The sequence below is a fragment of the Mycobacterium timonense genome (assembly GCF_025821985.1).
GTDB classification, from domain to species: domain Bacteria; phylum Actinomycetota; class Actinomycetes; order Mycobacteriales; family Mycobacteriaceae; genus Mycobacterium; species Mycobacterium avium.
In genome coordinates, this window is record NZ_JACKSY010000048.1 from 1 (window position 1) to 17,204 (window position 17,204).

Below are 17,204 nucleotides of genomic sequence, written 5' to 3' on the forward strand. Positions count from 1 at the left end.
CAAATCCCGCGCCGACCACACCCCATCAACAGAGCAGGAGGACACCCCCGCGGCACTGACCGCCTGAACCATCACCCCGAAGAATCACACGACGACGTCGTACACCACATCACTGGACTTGACCGAGACGGAACCATGCACCGTCCTTGGGAAGTATCAATACGTTCCTGGTGGGCGAATGGCTTCCTCGCGAGCCGGCCGAAAGTAGTGAAGAGCCGGGCGAGTCGGGTCCATGCGATGAAGTCTCGAGACGCGGGCGGTTCCGTCTCCGAGCTGCGAGGTGGTCCGGGCCTCGACACTGGCGGCCGTTCTACCGATAAGCGACATTATGTCAAGTCAGCGACCAGATGAATCGCCGATGTTCCGAGTGACCCCTTTCATGGCATGCACAACAGCACCGACTCGATCCCCCGCCTCGCCGAACGTCGAATCAGCTCTCAGGGGTAATCGAATTGGTTAGCTGACGGGCACGTGGCGGCTAAGGAAGTTGAGCTGGTCGGTGACGTTGCGTTCGAAGTCCGCACCGACGTAGATGTCGAAATGCCCTGCGTCGTAGAGCTTGATCTCGCCGCGCGGTGCCTGGGCGGCGTACTTCTGGGTCGCCTTGGCGGGGGCGACAGTGTCGTTCTCACAGATGGCGAACAAGATCGGGCATGACACCTTGCGGGCTTGACGTCCCGGGAAGTGCCGGATGCGTGGAATCCGACTGAACCAGTTCGCCTCCCGCCCCGTGGTTCGGGCGTGCGCGAGGCTCGCCACAACAGTTGCGCACGCCACCAGCCCATGGGTGAATTGCTTCCGCCGATTCGTTCCCGGGCTGCGCGGCTTAGCCGCGAAAATGCGGAAGAGGACGGTGGGCATGGAGCCCGTTGAGCAGGATGGCCAAGAGGACGAAACACCCGGCGACACCGAGCGTCGCCGCCGCTTCACGCTGACTCGGCGGAACGCATTGCTCGGCATGGGCGCGGTTGCCGGATTCGCCGCGGTGGACGTCGGCGGGTTCGCCTACGCGGGCGGGTGGCTGCGCCCCGACTCCCCGCTCACGCCGCCGCGGTTCGCCGATCGCTTCGAGCACGTCTACGGCCGCCACGACGGGTTCCGGCGAAATCACGCCAAGGGCCTCAGCGCTACCGGGTCGTTCACGAGCACCGGCGCGGGCGCGGCGATCTGCCGGGCGGCGGTCTTCCGGGAGGGCACCGTCCCGGTCGTCGGCCGGTTTTCGCTAGGCGGGGGCCTGCCGGACCAGGCGGACAAGCCCGAGACTGTCCGCGGCCTCGGGCTGTTGTTCGACGCGGGTGGCCAGCAATGGCGCACCGCCATGGTCAACGTGCCGGTCTTCACCGATAGCACGCCGGAGGGGTTTTACGAGCGCCTGCTCGCGTTCAAACCCGTGCCCTCAACCGGGAAGCCCGACCCGCAGAAGATGGCCGCGTTTCTCGATCGTCACCCCGAGACGGCCGCGGCGATGAAAATCATCAAGCAGTCGCCGCCGAGTGCCGGGTTTGCAGACACCACGTTCTACGGGCTCAACGCCTTCTTGTTCACCAACAGCGCCGGCGCCACCGTTCCGGTGCGGTGGTCGGTAGTTCCGCAGGACGGCGGCGTGGCCGGCGCATCGGGGCCGACGCGTGGCAAGGACTTTCTTTTCGACGACCTGATCCGCACGCTGGCCCAGCGGCCGCTGAAGTGGCGGCTGATGCTGACGGTGGGTGAGCCCGGCGATCCCACCCACGATGCCACCAAGCCGTGGCCGCGATCCCGGCGCACCGTCGACGCCGGCACCGTCACCATCACCGCGGTGCACACCGAGGAAGAGGGCAACGCGCGCGACATCAACTTCGACCCGCTGGTGCTGCCCGACGGCATCACGCCGTCCGACGATCCGTTGCCCGCGGCGAGGTCGGCCGTGTACGCGCGGTCCTTCACCCGTCGCGCCGGGGAGCCCAAGTCGCCCAGCGAGGTCAACGTGACGCGGGTGCTGCCATGACCAGCGAGACAAACGAAACAACCACGGCCCCAATGCGATTCGCCCTCCCGTCGCGCGTCCTGCACTGGCTGATGGCGCCGATGGTCATCGGGCAGCTGCTCATCGGGGTGGTCATGATCACGTCGTTGACCTACTATCCGCTGCTGCTGGCCATCCACCGGCCGTTGGGCGCCTTGATCCTGGCGTTTGCGGTGGTGCGCCTGGCGAACCGGTTCACCCACCGGCTGCCGCCCTTCCTTGCCACGATGGGCCCCGTCGAACGCCGCGTCGCGACATGGTCGGAGTACCTGCTCTATGCCCTGCTGCTAGCCCAGCCCTTGATCGGGTGGGCGATGCTGTCGGCGGCGCGGTTCCCGGTCGTCTTGGTGGGACCCGTGCATCTGCCCGGCATCGCACCGCACAACGTCGACGTCTATGCGGCGCTGCGCCAAGCCCACAACGTCGGCGCCTTCCTGCTTTTCCTGACCTTCACGGCCCACGTCTGCGCGGTCCTCTTTCATACGCTCGGCCTGCGCGACCGGCTCCTCGATCGCATGGCGCTGTGGCCCACCAAGCCCGTCGCCTCGCAGCAGGACGAAATCAAGGCGTGACGGCCGGCCTCGATGCCCTCAACACCTCATCGCCGGCCGAGTTAGTGCGCCAAAAGGGGCGACCTCTCCCCCTCCAGGCAAAAGCACGGGACCCCGAAGATGGCGACCATCGCGTAAGTTGAGCGCGATGATCAACGAGCCCCCTGGTGTGTGAACGTAAACACTATCGCCCTCTTCGTCACCATCTTCGATCTCAATCCCGTCCATGCTGACCATCCTCACCGCCATCACTGACAAGGCAGGCTGGTTTTCGCCGCAAAGCTGGCTGGTCCTCGGAAATGCGATCAGTCCTGTTTGAGGGCGTGTAAGGCGGAGAGGGGGCCGCCACCAACCTGCATGAGCCGACCGCCGTCTCGGAGGGGCCCGACGTCCACCGGTGCGAAACCGAGGCCGTCGGTCACGTGATGGAAGGTTGCCTTCGCCGGGGCATCATCGCCCGCATAGAACAGGACTTGACGCCCGGCCGGATGACGCGGGTCGGGGATGATGTAACGGGCGTGCAAGGTGTTGAACGCCTTGATCACCCGGGCTCCCGGCGCGAGGGCAGCGACCCACTCGCTGCCGGTCAGCTCTCCGAGATCTGCCACCTCGATGGGGTCCGCCTTCGCGAATTGGTTGGTGGCGTCGACCAGCGTGCGTCCGTCCCACGACGGCAGACCGGCAAGAGCGGCCTCGATGTCCCACCACATCACCGCGAGGAACACCATGTCGGCCCGCGCGGCTTGGGTGACAGTCCCCGCCGACGCCAGTGGCCCCAGGTTGGAGACAACCTCGTTCAGACTGGACGGACCCCGGCTGTTGCTCAACACCACGCGATGACCGGCCGCCACTAGATGGCGGGCAACGGCCTGGGCGATCGTCCCGGCACCGATGGTTCCACACTCCACTCCTTCAATCCCTCCATTTTGCGGACGATCGTCATTTAAAGGACCAATGCTGTCAGACGTCATCAATAATCGTCAAGGAGGGCCACATGTGTTCGCAAGGCGTCACGGGCGAAGCGACGCCGTTCCTATGCCGTGGCCTGTATTTTGATGATGGTTGCCATCGATTTTCGGGCATTCCTCAAAAGGCGTCAGGCCCAGCTGGAGAAGGGAGAGACCGTTGCCTCGCATCTCACGGGAGCAGAAGGAACGCAACCGTGGACGCATCCTGGCTGCCGCCGGCGAAGGCTTCAAGGCACGTGGAATCGACGGCGTCGGCATCGACGAACTGATGAAGGCTGCCGGCATGTCCCACGGCGGCTTCTATAACCACTTCCCCTCCAAGGAAGACCTCGCGTTGGAGGTCCTGCACCAGGGCTTCACCGACTCCCTCGACACCGTCGCCGCGGTGATCGACACTCACGCCCGCTCCGGTCGCGCTGCCTTGCACGCCATCATCGACACCTATCTCAGCACCGAGCACCGCGATCATCCCGAACACGGATGCGCCTCGGCTGCCCTGGCCGCCGACGCCGGACGTCATGGAGTCAAGGCCCAAGAGGCATACCGCCGCGGGTTGCAGGGCTATATCGGCGCTTTCGCCGACTTACTGAGGGTTAGTGCGCGCCAGAGGGGGACGAAGCTTGACGCACGCCGAGCGCGGGAGCAGGCCATTGGGCTATTCAGCCAGATGGTGGGCGCCCAGCTCATCGCCCGTGCGGTAGCCCAAGCTGACCCCGGACTCTCCGATGAAGTCTTGTCCTCCAACAGCAAGGCACTCAAACGTCTGCGAATGTAACCAAGATCGTCTGTGGTCCCCGCCTCATGTTTGTCGGCGTCTTGTCTCAGCTCTGCGCGCACTGGAGCGATCGGAGCGGGTCTGGACCACGCAGACATCGCCGATGCTGCAGCGTGCAGATGATCAACGCCGCCTGGCTTGAGCGCAAGATCGGCGCCGACGTGGACTACCGACTGACGCCGCGAGGCCGAGAAACGCTGGCCGCCTTAGGGATAGACCTGGCTGCCCTCGGCCGCAAGAAGCCGATGATCCGCTACTGCGTGGACTGGTCTGAACAACGCCACCATCTCGCCGGACCACTCGGGGCGGCAGTTACCCAGCGCATGTTCGATCTCGACTGGATCCGCCGCATCAACCAACGCCGCGCGGTGGTGCTCACCGAAACCGGGCGCCTCGGGCTCGCCGATACCTTCGGCTTGCCAGACAACTGGGGTTGAGCTGAGGGTAAGCCCCATACCGACCGCCGAGCGTGGAGTTGTTGGCGTCGAAATGGCCGATTCGGCACAACAACTCGACGTTCGGCGTCAGGGTCCGAGGTGCCGCTCGGCGAGCTTGGCGAACGTCGCACCAGCCGGTTGCGGTCCCCGGTGCGGCGGCCAGCGTAGGACTTCGGTCCCCTGTGACGCACGAGACATAGTTAGTTGGATTAACCATTTCGTCCGTGCGGGTAGACGAGATGGCATGAACGCGAAACTTTCGAAGCTCACACCAGTTCTCTTCGCCGGTGTCGCTGCCGCAGGAATCGCAGTCGCACCCTCCGCTTTCGCCGATCCGGAACCCCCGCCGCCGGCCCCTCCGGCTCCCGGTTGCTATAACCCTGACGGCACGCCCTGCACGCCGTCGGCGGGCCCGCAGGGAGCCGGTGCCGAAATTCCGGGCGGCCCAGGGGCGTTGGCGCGCTCCGATGGCCACGTCTCGGCCGGAATCCCCGGTGGCCCCTGGGCTAAAGCGGGGCCGGGTGGAGGAATCGCGTGCGTACCAGGCGGTCCGTGCCGAACCATCACCTTGCCCGGATAACGCTTCATTCACTTCACGTTCGGCGCGAGGGGCGACTGTCGGGTCACCCCTTGCGCCGAACTCGTCTGAAGGTGCGCTCGCACCGTTGATGCTGGGACTAGGCAAAACCTACAAACCATTCGCAACCGATGAAAAGCGCCTCATCCGTGCGCGGTCGAGCGGACCCGGTCCTTAACTCAGTGTCAAGATCGTGCCCACGGCGACGCTGATCACCACCATGATGGACACCAAGATCACCGTTATCGACGCGCCCACGATCTCTTCTTCCGTGAGGCGCCAGCGGGGTTTGTCGGCAAGAACGGTGCGCCTTTGGGGCGCAAACGCGTTCATTGCCGCGACCGCCAAAAGAAGATCGTCCGCGTCGTCCGCATCTTTCTCGATTGCCTCGTGCGCGGCTAATGCGGTCGTCATATGAACCCCCAGGATTGCGGTCGCCAATAGGCGTTATCTCGTATCTCCACGCTAAGAGTGCGAGATCAAGATTGCGGCAACGCTCCTTAACGGTCGCAGCACAACGTCCATGCTCTAGGAGCAATGGACCATGCGCAGCGCTTGACGTCTCGCCGCCGAGTCCAGGCCGCGATCAGCCGCACCGGCAGGTGCTCGTGTCGGTGAATCGCCCGTCGACTGGCCCACGCGAATCGCGTCGCTGCCAATTGTGTTGCGATGGCAGCTACTTGGTCCGCCGATAAACCGAAGTAGATCTCACCGTTTTGGGTCGGGATGGGCTCGCCGGGCATTTGTTGGGGAGCGATAGCGATCGGCACGTCGGCGGCCGACAGCAGGAACTGGATGCCGTCGGTTGCCTTCGACCGAGCCGCTCGGTCCGTCGCCGGTGGGCGGCCGCCACAGAATGCTCCTGGCCTGTTGCGGATCAGCGATCACCTGCGCCAGCTCGACGCCGGTCAACTTGGTAAAGGTCACCGCTGTTTGGCCTTTCTCTGGCCGGCCGGTATCCGATCAAGACTAAAGCCAGCTGCGGGCGCGGCGGCTGAGAAAAAGCAAACGCGTGCTTGGGTCATCCCTGTCCGGCACCTTCCGCGACGGTGAAGTAGTCGCCGTGCTCGAGGTCTTCCAGCAGCGTGTAGTGGCTCGGGTTCCAGCCGAGCATCGCGCGGGTGCGCGCACTGGAAGCCGGCACGTCAGCGGCGAACACCGAGCTCAGCGCCGCGCTCCCGAAATACGCTGGCGCGTCGTCCAATTCGACCGACACGACCGGCAGATCAAGCTTTCGACCGATCTTTTCGGCGATGTCCCGCAGCGGCACACCGCTTTCCGCCGTTCCGTGCAGCGCAGTTCCGGCCGGCGCCTTCTCCAGCGCAAGCCGAAACAGGGTTGCCGCATCGAGACGGTGGACCGCGGGCCACCGGTTGGTCCCGTCCCCGATATACGCCGAGACACCCGTTTTGCGGGCGGTCGCCACCAACATCGCCACGAACCCGTAATCACCCGGGCCGTGCACAGTCGGGGCGAGCCGGATCACGCTCGAGCGCACTCCCCACTCGGCGTACCCCAGACAAGCCCGCTCGCCGGGGATCCGGTACGCGGCGAACGCGTCGGGGTCGGGCGCGTCCGTCTCCTCGCTCACCCGTCCCGGAGTCATCACCATGGTCCCGGACGTTGACACGAACGGTTTGCCGGTCCCGGCCAACGCGGCCCCCATGGCCTCGATCGCATCGACGTCGCGTTTGGTGATGCCGGACAAATCGCCGGAGTCCCCACCGATAGCCATATGGATGACGCCGTCGGCGGCTGCCGCGCGCTCGCGCAGCCGGTCGAGATCGTCGAGCGAACCCGCGAACGGCACTGCTCCCAGGCGAGCCAGGCGATCCGCCGAGGCGGCCGAGCGGGCCAACCCGGTGACCCGGTGCCCCGCAGACAGCAGCTCCGATACGACGGCGGGCCCGGTCAGGCCCGAGCCTCCAGTGATGAACACGTGCACGAGATTCCCCCTCGAAGCTAAGTGGAGCGCGTTCCGATTAGCTGACGAGAGTACATAACCGGAACGTGTTCCGCTAGAGTGGCCCGTGTGGCTCAACCCGTTCGCAGCGACGCGGCGCGCAATCGCGAGGCGCTCATCGAGGTCGCGACCAGGTTGTTCGCCGCGGCCGCCGGCGGCGACGAACCCTCGCTGCGGTTGATCGCCCGCGAGGCCGGTGTCGGGGTCGGCACGTTGTTCCGCCACTTCCCCACTCGCGAGGCATTGGTCGAAGCCGTGTACCAGGACCAGGTGCGTCGCCTGACCGAAGGCGCCGATCAGCTGCTGGCGAATCATTCACCCGCGCAGGCCATGCGCCGCTGGATGGATCTGTTCACCGACTGGTTGGCCACCAAGCACGGCATGCTCGGCACCCTGCGGGCGATGATGAATAACGAGCAACTCGGCTCTGGTCACACCCGCATCGAGTTGCTGGCCGCCATCGACAAGATCCTCGCGGCCGGTCGGGCCGCGGGTGACATCGGCGACCACATCAGCTCCGAAGACGTCGCGGCCGGCCTCATCGGCATCTTCACGGTGGCCCCGACCGGCGGCAACAGCGAGCAAGCCACCCGGTTACTCGACATCTTCATGAACGGACTCTCGGCACCTCAGTCGACCGTGCACATTACGACGAGCACGACGGACAACCCGTAGCCCACGCGGGATCGAGCCCGATCGAAACGCCCGCCAGCAAATGCCAGGGTTTGAAATTCCACGCTTTGGATAGACCTCGCTTCAACTGCCGCTCCCCGGATAGCGGCACATCAGGAAGGGAGCCCGACGTGGCGTTCTCACACATTGCATCGAAAACGACGGCAGCGACGGCCGCGCTGGCGGCGGCCGGACTCCTCGCCGCGGCCCCGGCATTCGCCGATCCGCAAGTCCTGCAATTCGGCCAGATGGCAGAGATTTCCAGCAACGGTGGCACCATCGACTACACCGTCAGCAACCTGCAACCCAGCGGCCACAACGACGGCGTGTGGTACTCCGACGTCACGGCCAAGGGTGTCAGCGGTAACGCGGTTCCCAACATTGCCGACTTCAACGCGCGGGCCGTCAACAGCTCCACGTTCGCGGTGATGAAGGGCAACCAGACCGACGGTCTTCCCGCGGGGCCTCTGCCCCTGGGCACCCCCGTCACGGGACGCCTTTACTTCGACGTGCGCAACGGCACGAACCCCGACAGCGTCGTCTACCGGGACGCCGGAGGCACGGACAAGGTGGTCTGGAAGAGCTAGCCGGTCGGGTGAACGCCTGATTCGGGCTACAGCCCGGACGGCACAACCTTGCCGTTGACCGTCACCGCGACCTGGTCGGTCTTCGGGTTGTATTGGATCGTGCCGTGCTCGAAGTTCGACACGAGCACATCGCCGACGGAGCTCTGGTCGCTGACGGGCAATCCCAGCGGACCTGCCGAACCGTTGGTGCCGGTGATCTCGGGCGTGCCGTCCGCGCCGCGTGGCACATTCCAGGCCTCCCGGATCTTGCCCAGGGTGATATAGGCGGGCGTTCCGGGCGCGTCGTTCTTGGCGGTGATCACGCCGCCCTCGAACTGCTGGAACACCACGCCGCTCTCCCGTTTCCCCGCGTTGCGGTCACCCGTCAGTGGCTTGCCGAGAGCCTTCTTCTGATCGTCGGTGGCTGACGCGTACTTGGCAGCGATCGGGCCGGTCAGCGTCACCTCGACGTTGCTCTCCCCGATGAGCTTCACCTCGGTGGGCTGCGCCGGGTTCGCCGACGTGGAGGTGGCGCTCGCTGCCGCGTGGGGCGGTGCCGACGCGTCGACGCTCTTGCCATTGCTGCATCCCACGGTGATCAGCGCGACGGCGGCCAGGCCGACGACTGCCGAACGGCGGTGTGCGGTCGTTTTCACGGGGTTCCTCTCGCGTCGTCCGATGGAGTGGGTCAAGGTGCGGCCGACCTCCTCGCCGGCGGTCTTATCGCTCCGAACGAACTTACGCCGCTAGCACTGGCAACAAGCCAGAGCACCCGAGTAAACCTCAGCGCTGCTCGCCGGGTACCCGCTGCACGAGATTCGTTTCTTCAGCCCCTGTCATGACTCCTCGGCCAGCCGCCGGTGGTAGGCGGCGCGGGCGTTGGGGTCGGCGCCGCTGACGAGCTGGTCGAACCGGACGGCGTGCGCGACGGCAAAGCGGGACTTGTCGGGCAGCCACGAGACGGACTTGAGGATCGCGCCGAGTGTGGCCGGCACGGTCTTGCGTGGCTTGTTTTTGGTCACGGCGGCGACGATGCCGGCGGCGACGTCCTCGGGCTCGGCGGTGGCCAGTGGCTTGGCCCAGCCGGGAACCTTTGTGCCCGCGGATAATTCGGTATTGATGATGCCCGAAGCACCAGGCTGACCCCGACGCGGTGCGGGCGCAGTTCGCGGTGCAGCGATTCGGTGAAGCCGACCACGAAATGCTTTGTGCCGCAATAGGTCGCCATTCCCGGCTCACCGGTGACGCCGGCCAGCGACGCGATGTTGACGATGTGTCCCGCTCCCCTGGGCACGAACCGCGCTGCCGCCAGCCGAGACCCGTTGAGCACCCCGTAGACGTTGACGTCGATCATGCGGCGGGTCATGGTCGGTGACTCGTCGACGAACGGGCCGGTCGGCATGATGCCGGCATTGTTGACCAGCACGTCGAGCCGACCCAGCCGGGCCTCGACGTCGTCCAGAAACGCGGCGAACGAGGCGGGATCGCTGACATCGAGCGGCAGCCCGACCACCGCCGGATCGCCGCCGAGTTCGACGGCCTGTTTCTCGGCGAGTTCGGTGTCGAGGTCACCGAGGGCGATCTTGGCGCCTTCGGCCAGAACCGCTTTCGCCGTCGCCAGCCCGATGCCGCGTGCGCCGCCGGTGATCGCGACCACCCTGTCCGTCAGATCCACCGGAACCGCCCTCCATACGCGGCCGCGAGTTCGTCGGCGCGCCGGCGGAACGCATCGGCGCCGCCCGGATAGCCGGTGACGAACTGGCGCACCCCGCCGGTCCACGGCGGGTAACCGATGCCGAAGATCGAGCCGACGTTGGCGTCCGGGTCGGAGCTGATGACGCCGTCGTCGTAGGCCTTTTGCGTTTCGATCGCCTGGATGAACAGGTAGCGGTCCTGCAGGTCGTCGAACGGAGCCGACGGCGTGCGTTTGGTGTTGAATGCCGTTCGCAGCCCGTCCCATAGCCCGGCGCGGGTGCCGTCGGCGTAGTCGTAGAACCCGGCGCCGGCCTGTTTGCCGGTGCGGTCGAAGGTGTCCATCAGCGTGGTGACCACCTCGGCGGCCACGCGCACGGACTCGTCGAGCGCCACGCCGTCGGCCTTGGCCGCCTGCACCGTCTCGTCCATGATCTTGCGGATGGTGCCGAAGCCGAGCTCGTCGGCTACCTGTAGCGGCCCGGCCGGGTAGCCGGCCTGAAAAGCCGCCTGCTCGATGGTGGCCGGGTCGATGCCTTCGGCGAGCATGTTGAAGGCCTCGAGCAGGTAGGTGGAAAACACCCGGGTGGTGAAAAACCCGCGGCCGTCGTTGACCACGATCGGGTACTTCTTGATGGCCAGCGTGTAGTCGATGACCCGGGCCAGGGTCTCGTCGGATGTCTTTGCGCCGCGGATGATCTCGATCGGGTCCATCTTTTCCACCGGTGAGAAGAAGTGGATGCCGACGAAGTTCTCCGGCCGACTCACCCCCGAGGCCAGGTCGGTGATCGGCAGCGACGAGGTGTTGGAGCCCAGCACGGCGCCGGGTTCGACGATGTTCTCGATCTCGGCGAACACCTTGTTCTTCAGCTCGGTGTTCTCGAACACCGCCTCGATCACGAAATCCACGCCGGTGAAGTCGGCGGCGTCGGCGGTCGGGGTGATGCGGTCCAGCAGCGCCCGCGACTTCGCCTCGGTGGTACGGCCTTTCGCGAGCGCTTTCTGCTCGAGGTTTTCCGAATACGCCTTGCCCTTGCGGGCCGCCTGCAGCGTGACGTCTTTGAGGACGACGTCGATGCCGGCTTTCGCTGTCACATACGCGATCCCGGCGCCCATCATGCCCGCACCCAGGATGCCGACCTTGTGGATGGTGCGCTCGGGCACATCGGCGGGGCGCGACGTCCCGCCCTGCACGGCCTGCAAATCGAAGAAGAACGCCTGAATCATGTTCTTGGCGATCGGGCCGGTGACCAGGTGCACGAAGTAGCGCGTTTCGATGACCTGGGCGGTGTCGAAGTCGACCTGGGCTCCCTCGAGTGCGGCCGCCATGATTGCTCGCGGCGCCGGCATCGGCGAGCCCTTGAGCTGCTTGCGCAAGTTGGCCGGGAACGCCGGCAGGTTGGCCGCAAACGCCGACGTGGCCGGGCCGCCACCGGGAATCTCGAAACCCGGAACGTCCCACGGCTGCACATGCTTGCCCGGGTTGGCCAGGATCCACGCCTTGGCGGCCGGCACCAATTCGTCGACGGACTCGACCAGTTCGTCGACGAGGCCGACCTGTTCGGCCTTGGCCGGCTTGAACCGGTTGCCGGTCAACAACACCTGCATCAGCGCGTTTTGGATGCCGAGCAGCCGCACGCTGCGCGCCACGCCGCCGGCACCGGGCAGCACACCCAGCATCACCTCGGGCAGGCCGATCACGCTGCCCGCCACGTCGGCCGCGATGCGGTGATGGGTCGCCAGCGCCAGCTCCAGCCCGCCGCCCAACGCGGCGCCGTTGATCGCGGCGACCACCGGTTTGCCCAGCGTCTCCAGCCGACGCAGATCACGTTTGATCGCCGTGGAGCCGTCGAACAGCTGCTGCGCGTGCTCGGGTCCGGCGCTGCGGATCTGGGTCAGATCGGCGCCGGCGAAAAACGTGGACTTACCCGAGGTGATCACCACACCGGTGGTCTCGTCGACCTCGGCCTCGAGCCGGTCGATCATCGCGCCCATCTGCTCGACGTAGGCATCGGTGAGCATATTGGCGCCGTTGTCGGGGTCGTCGATCGTCAGCGTGACGATCCCGTCGGCGTCCTTGTCCCAGCCAATAATGCTGTCACTCAATTGAACTCAAACCCTTTCGATGATGGTCGCCACGCCCATGCCGCCGGCGACGCACAGCGTGATCAGGCCGTAGCGTCCACCCCGCCGCTCCAGCTCGTCGAGGACGGTGCCCAACAACATGGCGCCGGTGGCACCGAGCGGATGACCCATCGCGATAGCACCGCCGTTGACGTTGTACTTCTCGTCGGGGATGCCGAAATATCGTTGGATCTTGATGGCGATGGCCGCGAACGCCTCGTTCATCTCGAACAGGTCGATGTCGTCGATGGTCAGGCCGGCAAGGTCAAGTGCCTTGCGCACGGCCGGGATTGGGCCGCCGAACATCAGCACCGGGTCGGCGCCGCTGGTGGCCGCGGACACGATGCGCGCCCGCGGGGTCAGACCGGATGCCGCGCCGGCCTGCTCGCTACCGACCAGCACCAGCGAGGCGCCGTCCACAATGCCCGAGCTGTTGCCGCCAGTGTGCACGTGGTTGATCGCTTCGACCCAGTGGTAGCGCTGCATCGCGACGGCGTCGAAACCACCGAACTCGCCGATGCCCGCGAACGCGGGCGCCAACTTGGCCAGGTCCTCCACCGTGCTGTCCGGCCGCATGTGCTCGTCGTGATCCAGGATGGTCAACCCGTTGATATCCCGCACCGGCACAACAGATTTCGCGAAGTAGCCGCCCGACCACGCCTCGGCGGCGCGCCGCTGCGAACGCACCGCGTAGGCGTCGACGTCCTCGCGGGTGTACCCCTCGATGGTGGCCAGCAGGTCGGCGGCCACCCCCTGCGGGATGAAGTAGTTGTCGTAGGCGGTCGCCGCGTCGTAAGCCATCGCCCCTCGGTCGCTGCCCATCTCGACCCGCGACATCGACTCCACCCCACCGGCGATCACCAATTCGTCGAAACCCGAGCGTACCGCCTTGGCCGCGACGTTGACCGCGTCCAGGCCCGACCCGCAGAACCGGTTGAGCTGCACCCCGCCCACGGTGTCGGGCAGCCCGGCCACGGTGACCGCCGTGCGCGCGATGTCCATGCCCTGATCGCCCACCGGGGTGACGACGCCGAGCACGACGTCGGAGATGCGGTCCTCGTCGAGGTCCGGAAAGCGGCGGCGCAGCTCGTCGATCAGCCCGACCACCAACGAGATCGGCTTCACGGAATGCAGCGCGCCGCTGGCTCTGCCCTTGCCCCGCGGGGTGCGGATCGCCTCGTAGATGTATGCCTCAGTCAATTCAACGTCCTTACAGCGAGCGGCTGATGATTTCCTTCATGATTTCGCTGGTACCGCCGTAGATCCGGTTGACCCGCGACGCGGTGTACATGTTGGCGATCGGATACTCGGTCATGTAGCCGTAGCCCCCGAAGATCTGCAGGCACTTGTCGACGATCTGGTCGCTCTTCTCGGCGGCGAACAGCTTGGCCATCGACGCGGTGGCCGGGTCGTTCTTGCCGTCGAGGTACTGCCCGACGGCGTAGTCCACCATCGTCTTGATCGCCAGCGCCTCCGTTTTGCATTCGGCCAGCACGAATTTGGTGTGCTGGAACTTGCCGATCGGCCGGCCGAACGCCTCTCGCTCCCGCGAGTACTTGATCGCCTCGAGCACCGCGACCTCGGCGAGCGCCGCGCAGATTGTCGCGATGATGAGCCGTTCGCGGGCAAGCTGCTCCATCAATTGGTAAAAGCCCAGACCCTCCTGCGCGCCGAGCAGGTTGGCCACCGGCACCCGCATGTCGGAGAAGAACAGCTCGCGGGTGTCCTGCGCGTGCTGGCCCATCTTGGCCAGCACCCGGCCACGCTCGAACCCCGCCAGGTTCTCGTCGGTTTCGGCCACGATCAACGACACCCCGGCAGCCCCCTTCGACGGGTCGGTCTTGGCCACGATCACCAACAGGTCGCAGTGAGTTCCATTGGAGATGAACGTCTTCGACCCGTTGATGACGTAGAAGTCGCCGTCGCGCCGCGCGGTGGTCTTCACCGATTGCAGATCCGACCCGGTACCTGGTTCGGTCATCGCGATGGCCAACACCGCCTCACCGCTGATGATCTTGGGCAGCCACCGCCTGCGCTGCTCGTCGCTGCCGTAGGCCCAGATGTAGTGCGCGACGATCGGCGAGTGCACGGCGAATCCAAAGCCCTGGTCGTAGGCGTAGGCCAGTTCCTCCTGCACGACGACGTTCATCGCGAAGTCGCCGCCCGCGCCGCCGTATTCCTCGGGCAGGTCCAGGCCCAGCAAACCGGCATCCCCGGCTTTGTTCCAGAACTCGCGATCGACCGCGTGTTGGGCGGCCCAGCGTTCCTGGTTCGGGGTGGCCTCCTTGCGGAAGAACTCCGCGGCGTGCTTGCGCAGCTCGCGGTGCTGGTCGGTCTCCCAACGCGGACGGTAATCGGGAAACAATTCGGACATATCTACCTCACTTCGTTCAGGGGAATATCCATATGCCGCGCAAGGTCTTCCAGCTCGGCGGTGGTCTTGGCCGCGAACGCCGCACCCAGGCTTTCGTGACTCCCGTCGGCGCCGAACACCTGGCACGTGCGGGCGAAAAAGTGCGGTTCGATCGCCCCAAGGGCGACGTAGCCGTCGGCGGACGCGTAGATGCCGTATCCGGGTTAGGCGCCGCCGAGCACCGCGCCCTCCCCCATCAGCCCGTAGCGCACCGCATCGCCAGCCCGGGCGGCGGCTTCCTCCAACACGACGCGGTAGCGTTGTCCCGCACCCGCTTTCGCGGCTTGCAGCAGCGCCGCGAGCGCGCTCGACACCGCGCGTTCGGCGCCGAGCACATCGGCGATCGGCACCTTCGGCATATGCGGCGGGGTCAGCGTGCCCTGGGCCGCCTGGTAGTTCAGGTCATGGCCCGGGGTCTCGGCGTGCTCGCCGTGATGCCCGACGATTTCGATCAACGACAACCGCGGAAACTTCTGCTGCGGGCGCGCCAGGCCTGACCGATGCAGCGCCGAGGGCCGCATCGAGGTGATCAGCAGGTCGGCGCCCGCCAGCAGTTCGTCGAGCTTGGCGCGATCACCGGTGTCCTTGAGATCGAGCGTCAGCACGTTTTGGTGCTCGATCAGCCGCGCGTACCAGTCGGGCGCGGCGGCGGCGAGCGGATCCCCCGTCGCCGGCTCCACCTTCGTCACCGCGGCACCCAGTTCGGCGAGCCGGGCCGCCGCCAGCGGACCGGGCAGGTTCACGGCCAACGACACCACCGCGACACCGATCAGGGGCTGCATAGAACGTCATCCTCCATTCCCCAGCGTACGATACAGATGTATTGGAAACAGATCAAACGTAGAGCTAATTGGGTAAGGCGCTAACATAGCGGCGTGGACGAGGAGCAGTGGTGATGACCAATCCGCGGGCGACCAACGAGGACCTGACGGCCAAGGCGCGAATTCGCAACGCCGCGCTGGACCTTTACGCGCAATATGGCGAAGATCGAATTTCGCTGCGCGACATAGCCTCTGCGGCCGGCGTCACCCTGGGGTTGGTGCAACACCACTTCAAAACCAAGGCCGGCGTGCGCGATGCAGTCGACCAGCTGGTGGTGGACTACTTCGCCCACGCGCTGGCTCAGGTTCCGGCCGAGGGCAGTGCGCGGCACGTCGCGGCGGCCCGCGACGAGGCGGTCGCCCGCATGCTGCGCGACAACCCCCCGGTGGTCAACTACGTGCGGCGCGCGGTGCTCGATCCCTCCGAGGATCGGCTGCACCTGCTCGATGCGCTCATCGAGCTGACTCGCCGCGAGATCACGGCCCTGCGGGGTTCGGGAGTGGCATCCACCAAACGCCCCGAGTCCACCCAGATTCTGGGCGTCTTGATTCGCCAAATGGGCGAGCTGCTGTTGCAGCCCATGGTCGACGCGGTGTGGGACCGCGTCGCAAAGCCGACTGACGCCCGCAAGCCCCGGCTGCGCATCACCGTCGAAAACTAACGTGGCCCCGGCGCCGGTTATCAGCGGGTCGCGTCCGCCAGCTGTTCGATCTCGGCGTTAAACGCGTATGGCACTTCGATATTCGTGCAGTGCCCGGCGCGGGAAAACCCTGCGAACCGGTGCAGGCTGCCTCGGCCCTGTAGTGTCTCGGCGATCCGGTGTGCAACTGCCGGCGGCGTCAGCCGATCCTCGGTGCCGGTCACCACGGTGGTCGGCACCGTGAGTTTCTCCAACCCGGCGGTGACGTCCAACCCGGACAGCCCCGCTCCCCACACCGCCCGCACATCGGTGCGGCAATCGGCCAGGATCTCATAGATGAAGTCCACCGCCTGCCGATCGGCGTAGCGGGACAATGCCATCCGCTGCAGCGGCCACCGTGACCAGCGGATCGAGGGAAGCGTCATCGTCGAGCCCGCTAACGCGGTGATCAACGGTCGGCGGATGTGGCGATAGCGGTCGGCGAATGGCAGCAGCATCGTGGTGGCGCTGAAGCGCTCGGCGATGGTGTTGGCCAACAGCACCGCCGACACCGCGTGGGCGGCGAAGCGCTGCGCCCACGCCATGATGGTGATCCCACCAAAACTGTGTCCCACCAACACCGCCCGTTCCCCCGGTGCCAACACCGCGTTGAGCACGGCGGCAAGGTCGCGCCCCAGCACGTCGGGGCGCACGCCGTCAGAGCCCAGCGTGCTGCGGCCCAGCCCGCGCTGGTCGTAGGCGATCACCCGATACTTGGCGGCAAGAGCGTTGATCTGCGGGTTCCAGTACTCGATGCGGCATCCGAAACCATGGATCAGCACGATCGGCTGGCCGAACGCCGAACCGTAACTGCGCACATGCAGCTGCGCGCCGTCGTGCGTCGCCACCGTCGTCGCGGCGTAGGCTACCCGCGGCTCCCGAAACAAGCCCTCAGCGCGGCTTTCGGGGTCGAAACGCGGCCCTAGCCCCCGCCGGCCACTCACCATGGTTCCCACCTTG

General features: G+C 66.1%; 15 protein-coding genes and 3 pseudogenes. 7 read left to right on the forward strand and 11 right to left on the reverse strand.

The features are described from left to right. Positions 1-456: 456 nt before the first annotated feature. A pseudogene (locus tag H7I87_RS13400) lies at positions 457-693 on the reverse strand (alpha/beta hydrolase); the annotation flags it as partial. A 166-nt stretch (positions 694-859) separates the two neighbouring features. Here H7I87_RS13400 and H7I87_RS13405 point away from each other — a divergent pair. Next, positions 860-1,987 carry a catalase family peroxidase gene (locus tag H7I87_RS13405; protein WP_276016121.1) on the forward strand — a complete coding sequence of 376 codons (1,128 nt, stop codon included), beginning with the start codon at positions 860-862 and terminating at the stop codon, positions 1,985-1,987. A 32-nt stretch (positions 1,988-2,019) separates the two neighbouring features. Further along, the gene (locus H7I87_RS13410) at positions 2,020-2,577 is read left to right on the forward strand and encodes a cytochrome b (protein ID WP_033726934.1); all 558 of its coding nucleotides are present in this window, start codon (positions 2,020-2,022) and stop codon (positions 2,575-2,577) included. Between the two features lie 284 nt (positions 2,578-2,861). Here H7I87_RS13410 and H7I87_RS13415 read toward each other — a convergent pair whose 3' ends face one another. Continuing rightward, the gene (locus tag H7I87_RS13415; RefSeq protein ID WP_033719826.1) at positions 2,862-3,464 is read right to left on the reverse strand and encodes an NADPH-dependent F420 reductase; all 603 of its coding nucleotides are present in this window, start codon (positions 3,462-3,464) and stop codon (positions 2,862-2,864) included. A 217-nt stretch (positions 3,465-3,681) separates the two neighbouring features. On the opposite strand from H7I87_RS13415, the gene H7I87_RS13420 reads away from it, so the two are divergent. Together H7I87_RS13420 and H7I87_RS13425 are read left to right on the forward strand one after the other, a co-directional pair. Further along, the gene (locus H7I87_RS13420; RefSeq protein ID WP_033719828.1) at positions 3,682-4,299 is read left to right on the forward strand and encodes a TetR/AcrR family transcriptional regulator; all 618 of its coding nucleotides are present in this window, start codon (positions 3,682-3,684) and stop codon (positions 4,297-4,299) included. Positions 4,300-4,412: 113 nt separating this feature from the next. Further along, positions 4,413-4,736 (forward strand): hypothetical protein, encoded by a 324-nt coding sequence (locus tag H7I87_RS13425; protein WP_062887758.1) that lies wholly within the window; start codon positions 4,413-4,415, stop codon positions 4,734-4,736. A gap of 751 nt (positions 4,737-5,487) precedes the next feature. Here the strand turns inward: H7I87_RS13425 and H7I87_RS13430 are convergent. Further along, positions 5,488-5,727, reverse strand: a complete 240-nt coding sequence (locus H7I87_RS13430) for a hypothetical protein (RefSeq protein ID WP_003876708.1) — start codon at positions 5,725-5,727, stop codon at positions 5,488-5,490. Between the two features lie 607 nt (positions 5,728-6,334). After that, positions 6,335-7,258, reverse strand: a complete 924-nt coding sequence (locus tag H7I87_RS13435; RefSeq protein WP_033726935.1) for an SDR family oxidoreductase — start codon at positions 7,256-7,258, stop codon at positions 6,335-6,337. A 78-nt stretch (positions 7,259-7,336) separates the two neighbouring features. Here H7I87_RS13435 and H7I87_RS13440 point away from each other — a divergent pair, with 78 nt between their 5' ends. Together H7I87_RS13440 and H7I87_RS13445 are read left to right on the forward strand one after the other, a co-directional pair. After that, the gene (locus tag H7I87_RS13440) at positions 7,337-7,951 is read left to right on the forward strand and encodes a TetR/AcrR family transcriptional regulator (RefSeq protein ID WP_023861572.1); all 615 of its coding nucleotides are present in this window, start codon (positions 7,337-7,339) and stop codon (positions 7,949-7,951) included. Positions 7,952-8,079: 128 nt separating this feature from the next. After that, complete coding sequence (locus H7I87_RS13445) at positions 8,080-8,535, forward strand: DUF1942 domain-containing protein (RefSeq protein ID WP_033726936.1); 456 nt, start codon at positions 8,080-8,082, stop codon at positions 8,533-8,535. 26 nt (positions 8,536-8,561) lie between these two features. On the opposite strand, the gene H7I87_RS13450 is transcribed toward H7I87_RS13445, so the two are convergent. From H7I87_RS13450 to H7I87_RS13475, 6 genes and pseudogenes are all read right to left on the reverse strand, one after another. Then, on the reverse strand, positions 8,562-9,170 hold the full coding sequence (locus H7I87_RS13450; RefSeq protein ID WP_011724984.1) for an LGFP repeat-containing protein: 609 nt from the start codon (positions 9,168-9,170) through the stop codon (positions 8,562-8,564). Positions 9,171-9,350: 180 nt separating this feature from the next. Beyond that, positions 9,351-10,189 (reverse strand): annotated as a pseudogene (locus H7I87_RS13455) (SDR family oxidoreductase). After that, entirely contained in the window at positions 10,180-12,312 is a 2,133-nt protein-coding gene (locus H7I87_RS13460; protein ID WP_023861574.1) for a 3-hydroxyacyl-CoA dehydrogenase NAD-binding domain-containing protein, read from the reverse strand. Before H7I87_RS13460 ends, H7I87_RS13455 begins: the two are co-directional and overlap by 10 nt. 6 nt (positions 12,313-12,318) lie before the next feature. Then, positions 12,319-13,530 carry an acetyl-CoA C-acetyltransferase gene (locus H7I87_RS13465; RefSeq protein WP_033725095.1) on the reverse strand — a complete coding sequence of 404 codons (1,212 nt, stop codon included), beginning with the start codon at positions 13,528-13,530 and terminating at the stop codon, positions 12,319-12,321. Positions 13,531-13,540: 10 nt separating this feature from the next. Then, positions 13,541-14,704 carry an acyl-CoA dehydrogenase family protein gene (locus H7I87_RS13470; protein ID WP_023861575.1) on the reverse strand — a complete coding sequence of 388 codons (1,164 nt, stop codon included), beginning with the start codon at positions 14,702-14,704 and terminating at the stop codon, positions 13,541-13,543. Positions 14,705-14,706: 2 nt separating this feature from the next. After that, positions 14,707-15,525 (reverse strand): annotated as a pseudogene (locus H7I87_RS13475) (CoA transferase). 113 nt (positions 15,526-15,638) lie between these two features. Here H7I87_RS13475 and H7I87_RS13480 point away from each other — a divergent pair. Further along, positions 15,639-16,226 (forward strand): TetR/AcrR family transcriptional regulator, encoded by a 588-nt coding sequence (locus H7I87_RS13480; RefSeq protein WP_031344167.1) that lies wholly within the window; start codon positions 15,639-15,641, stop codon positions 16,224-16,226. Between the two features lie 20 nt (positions 16,227-16,246). On the opposite strand, the gene H7I87_RS13485 is transcribed toward H7I87_RS13480, so the two are convergent. Further along, entirely contained in the window at positions 16,247-17,131 is an 885-nt protein-coding gene (locus tag H7I87_RS13485) for an alpha/beta fold hydrolase (RefSeq protein ID WP_023861576.1), read from the reverse strand. Between the last annotated feature and the right edge of the window lie 73 nt (positions 17,132-17,204).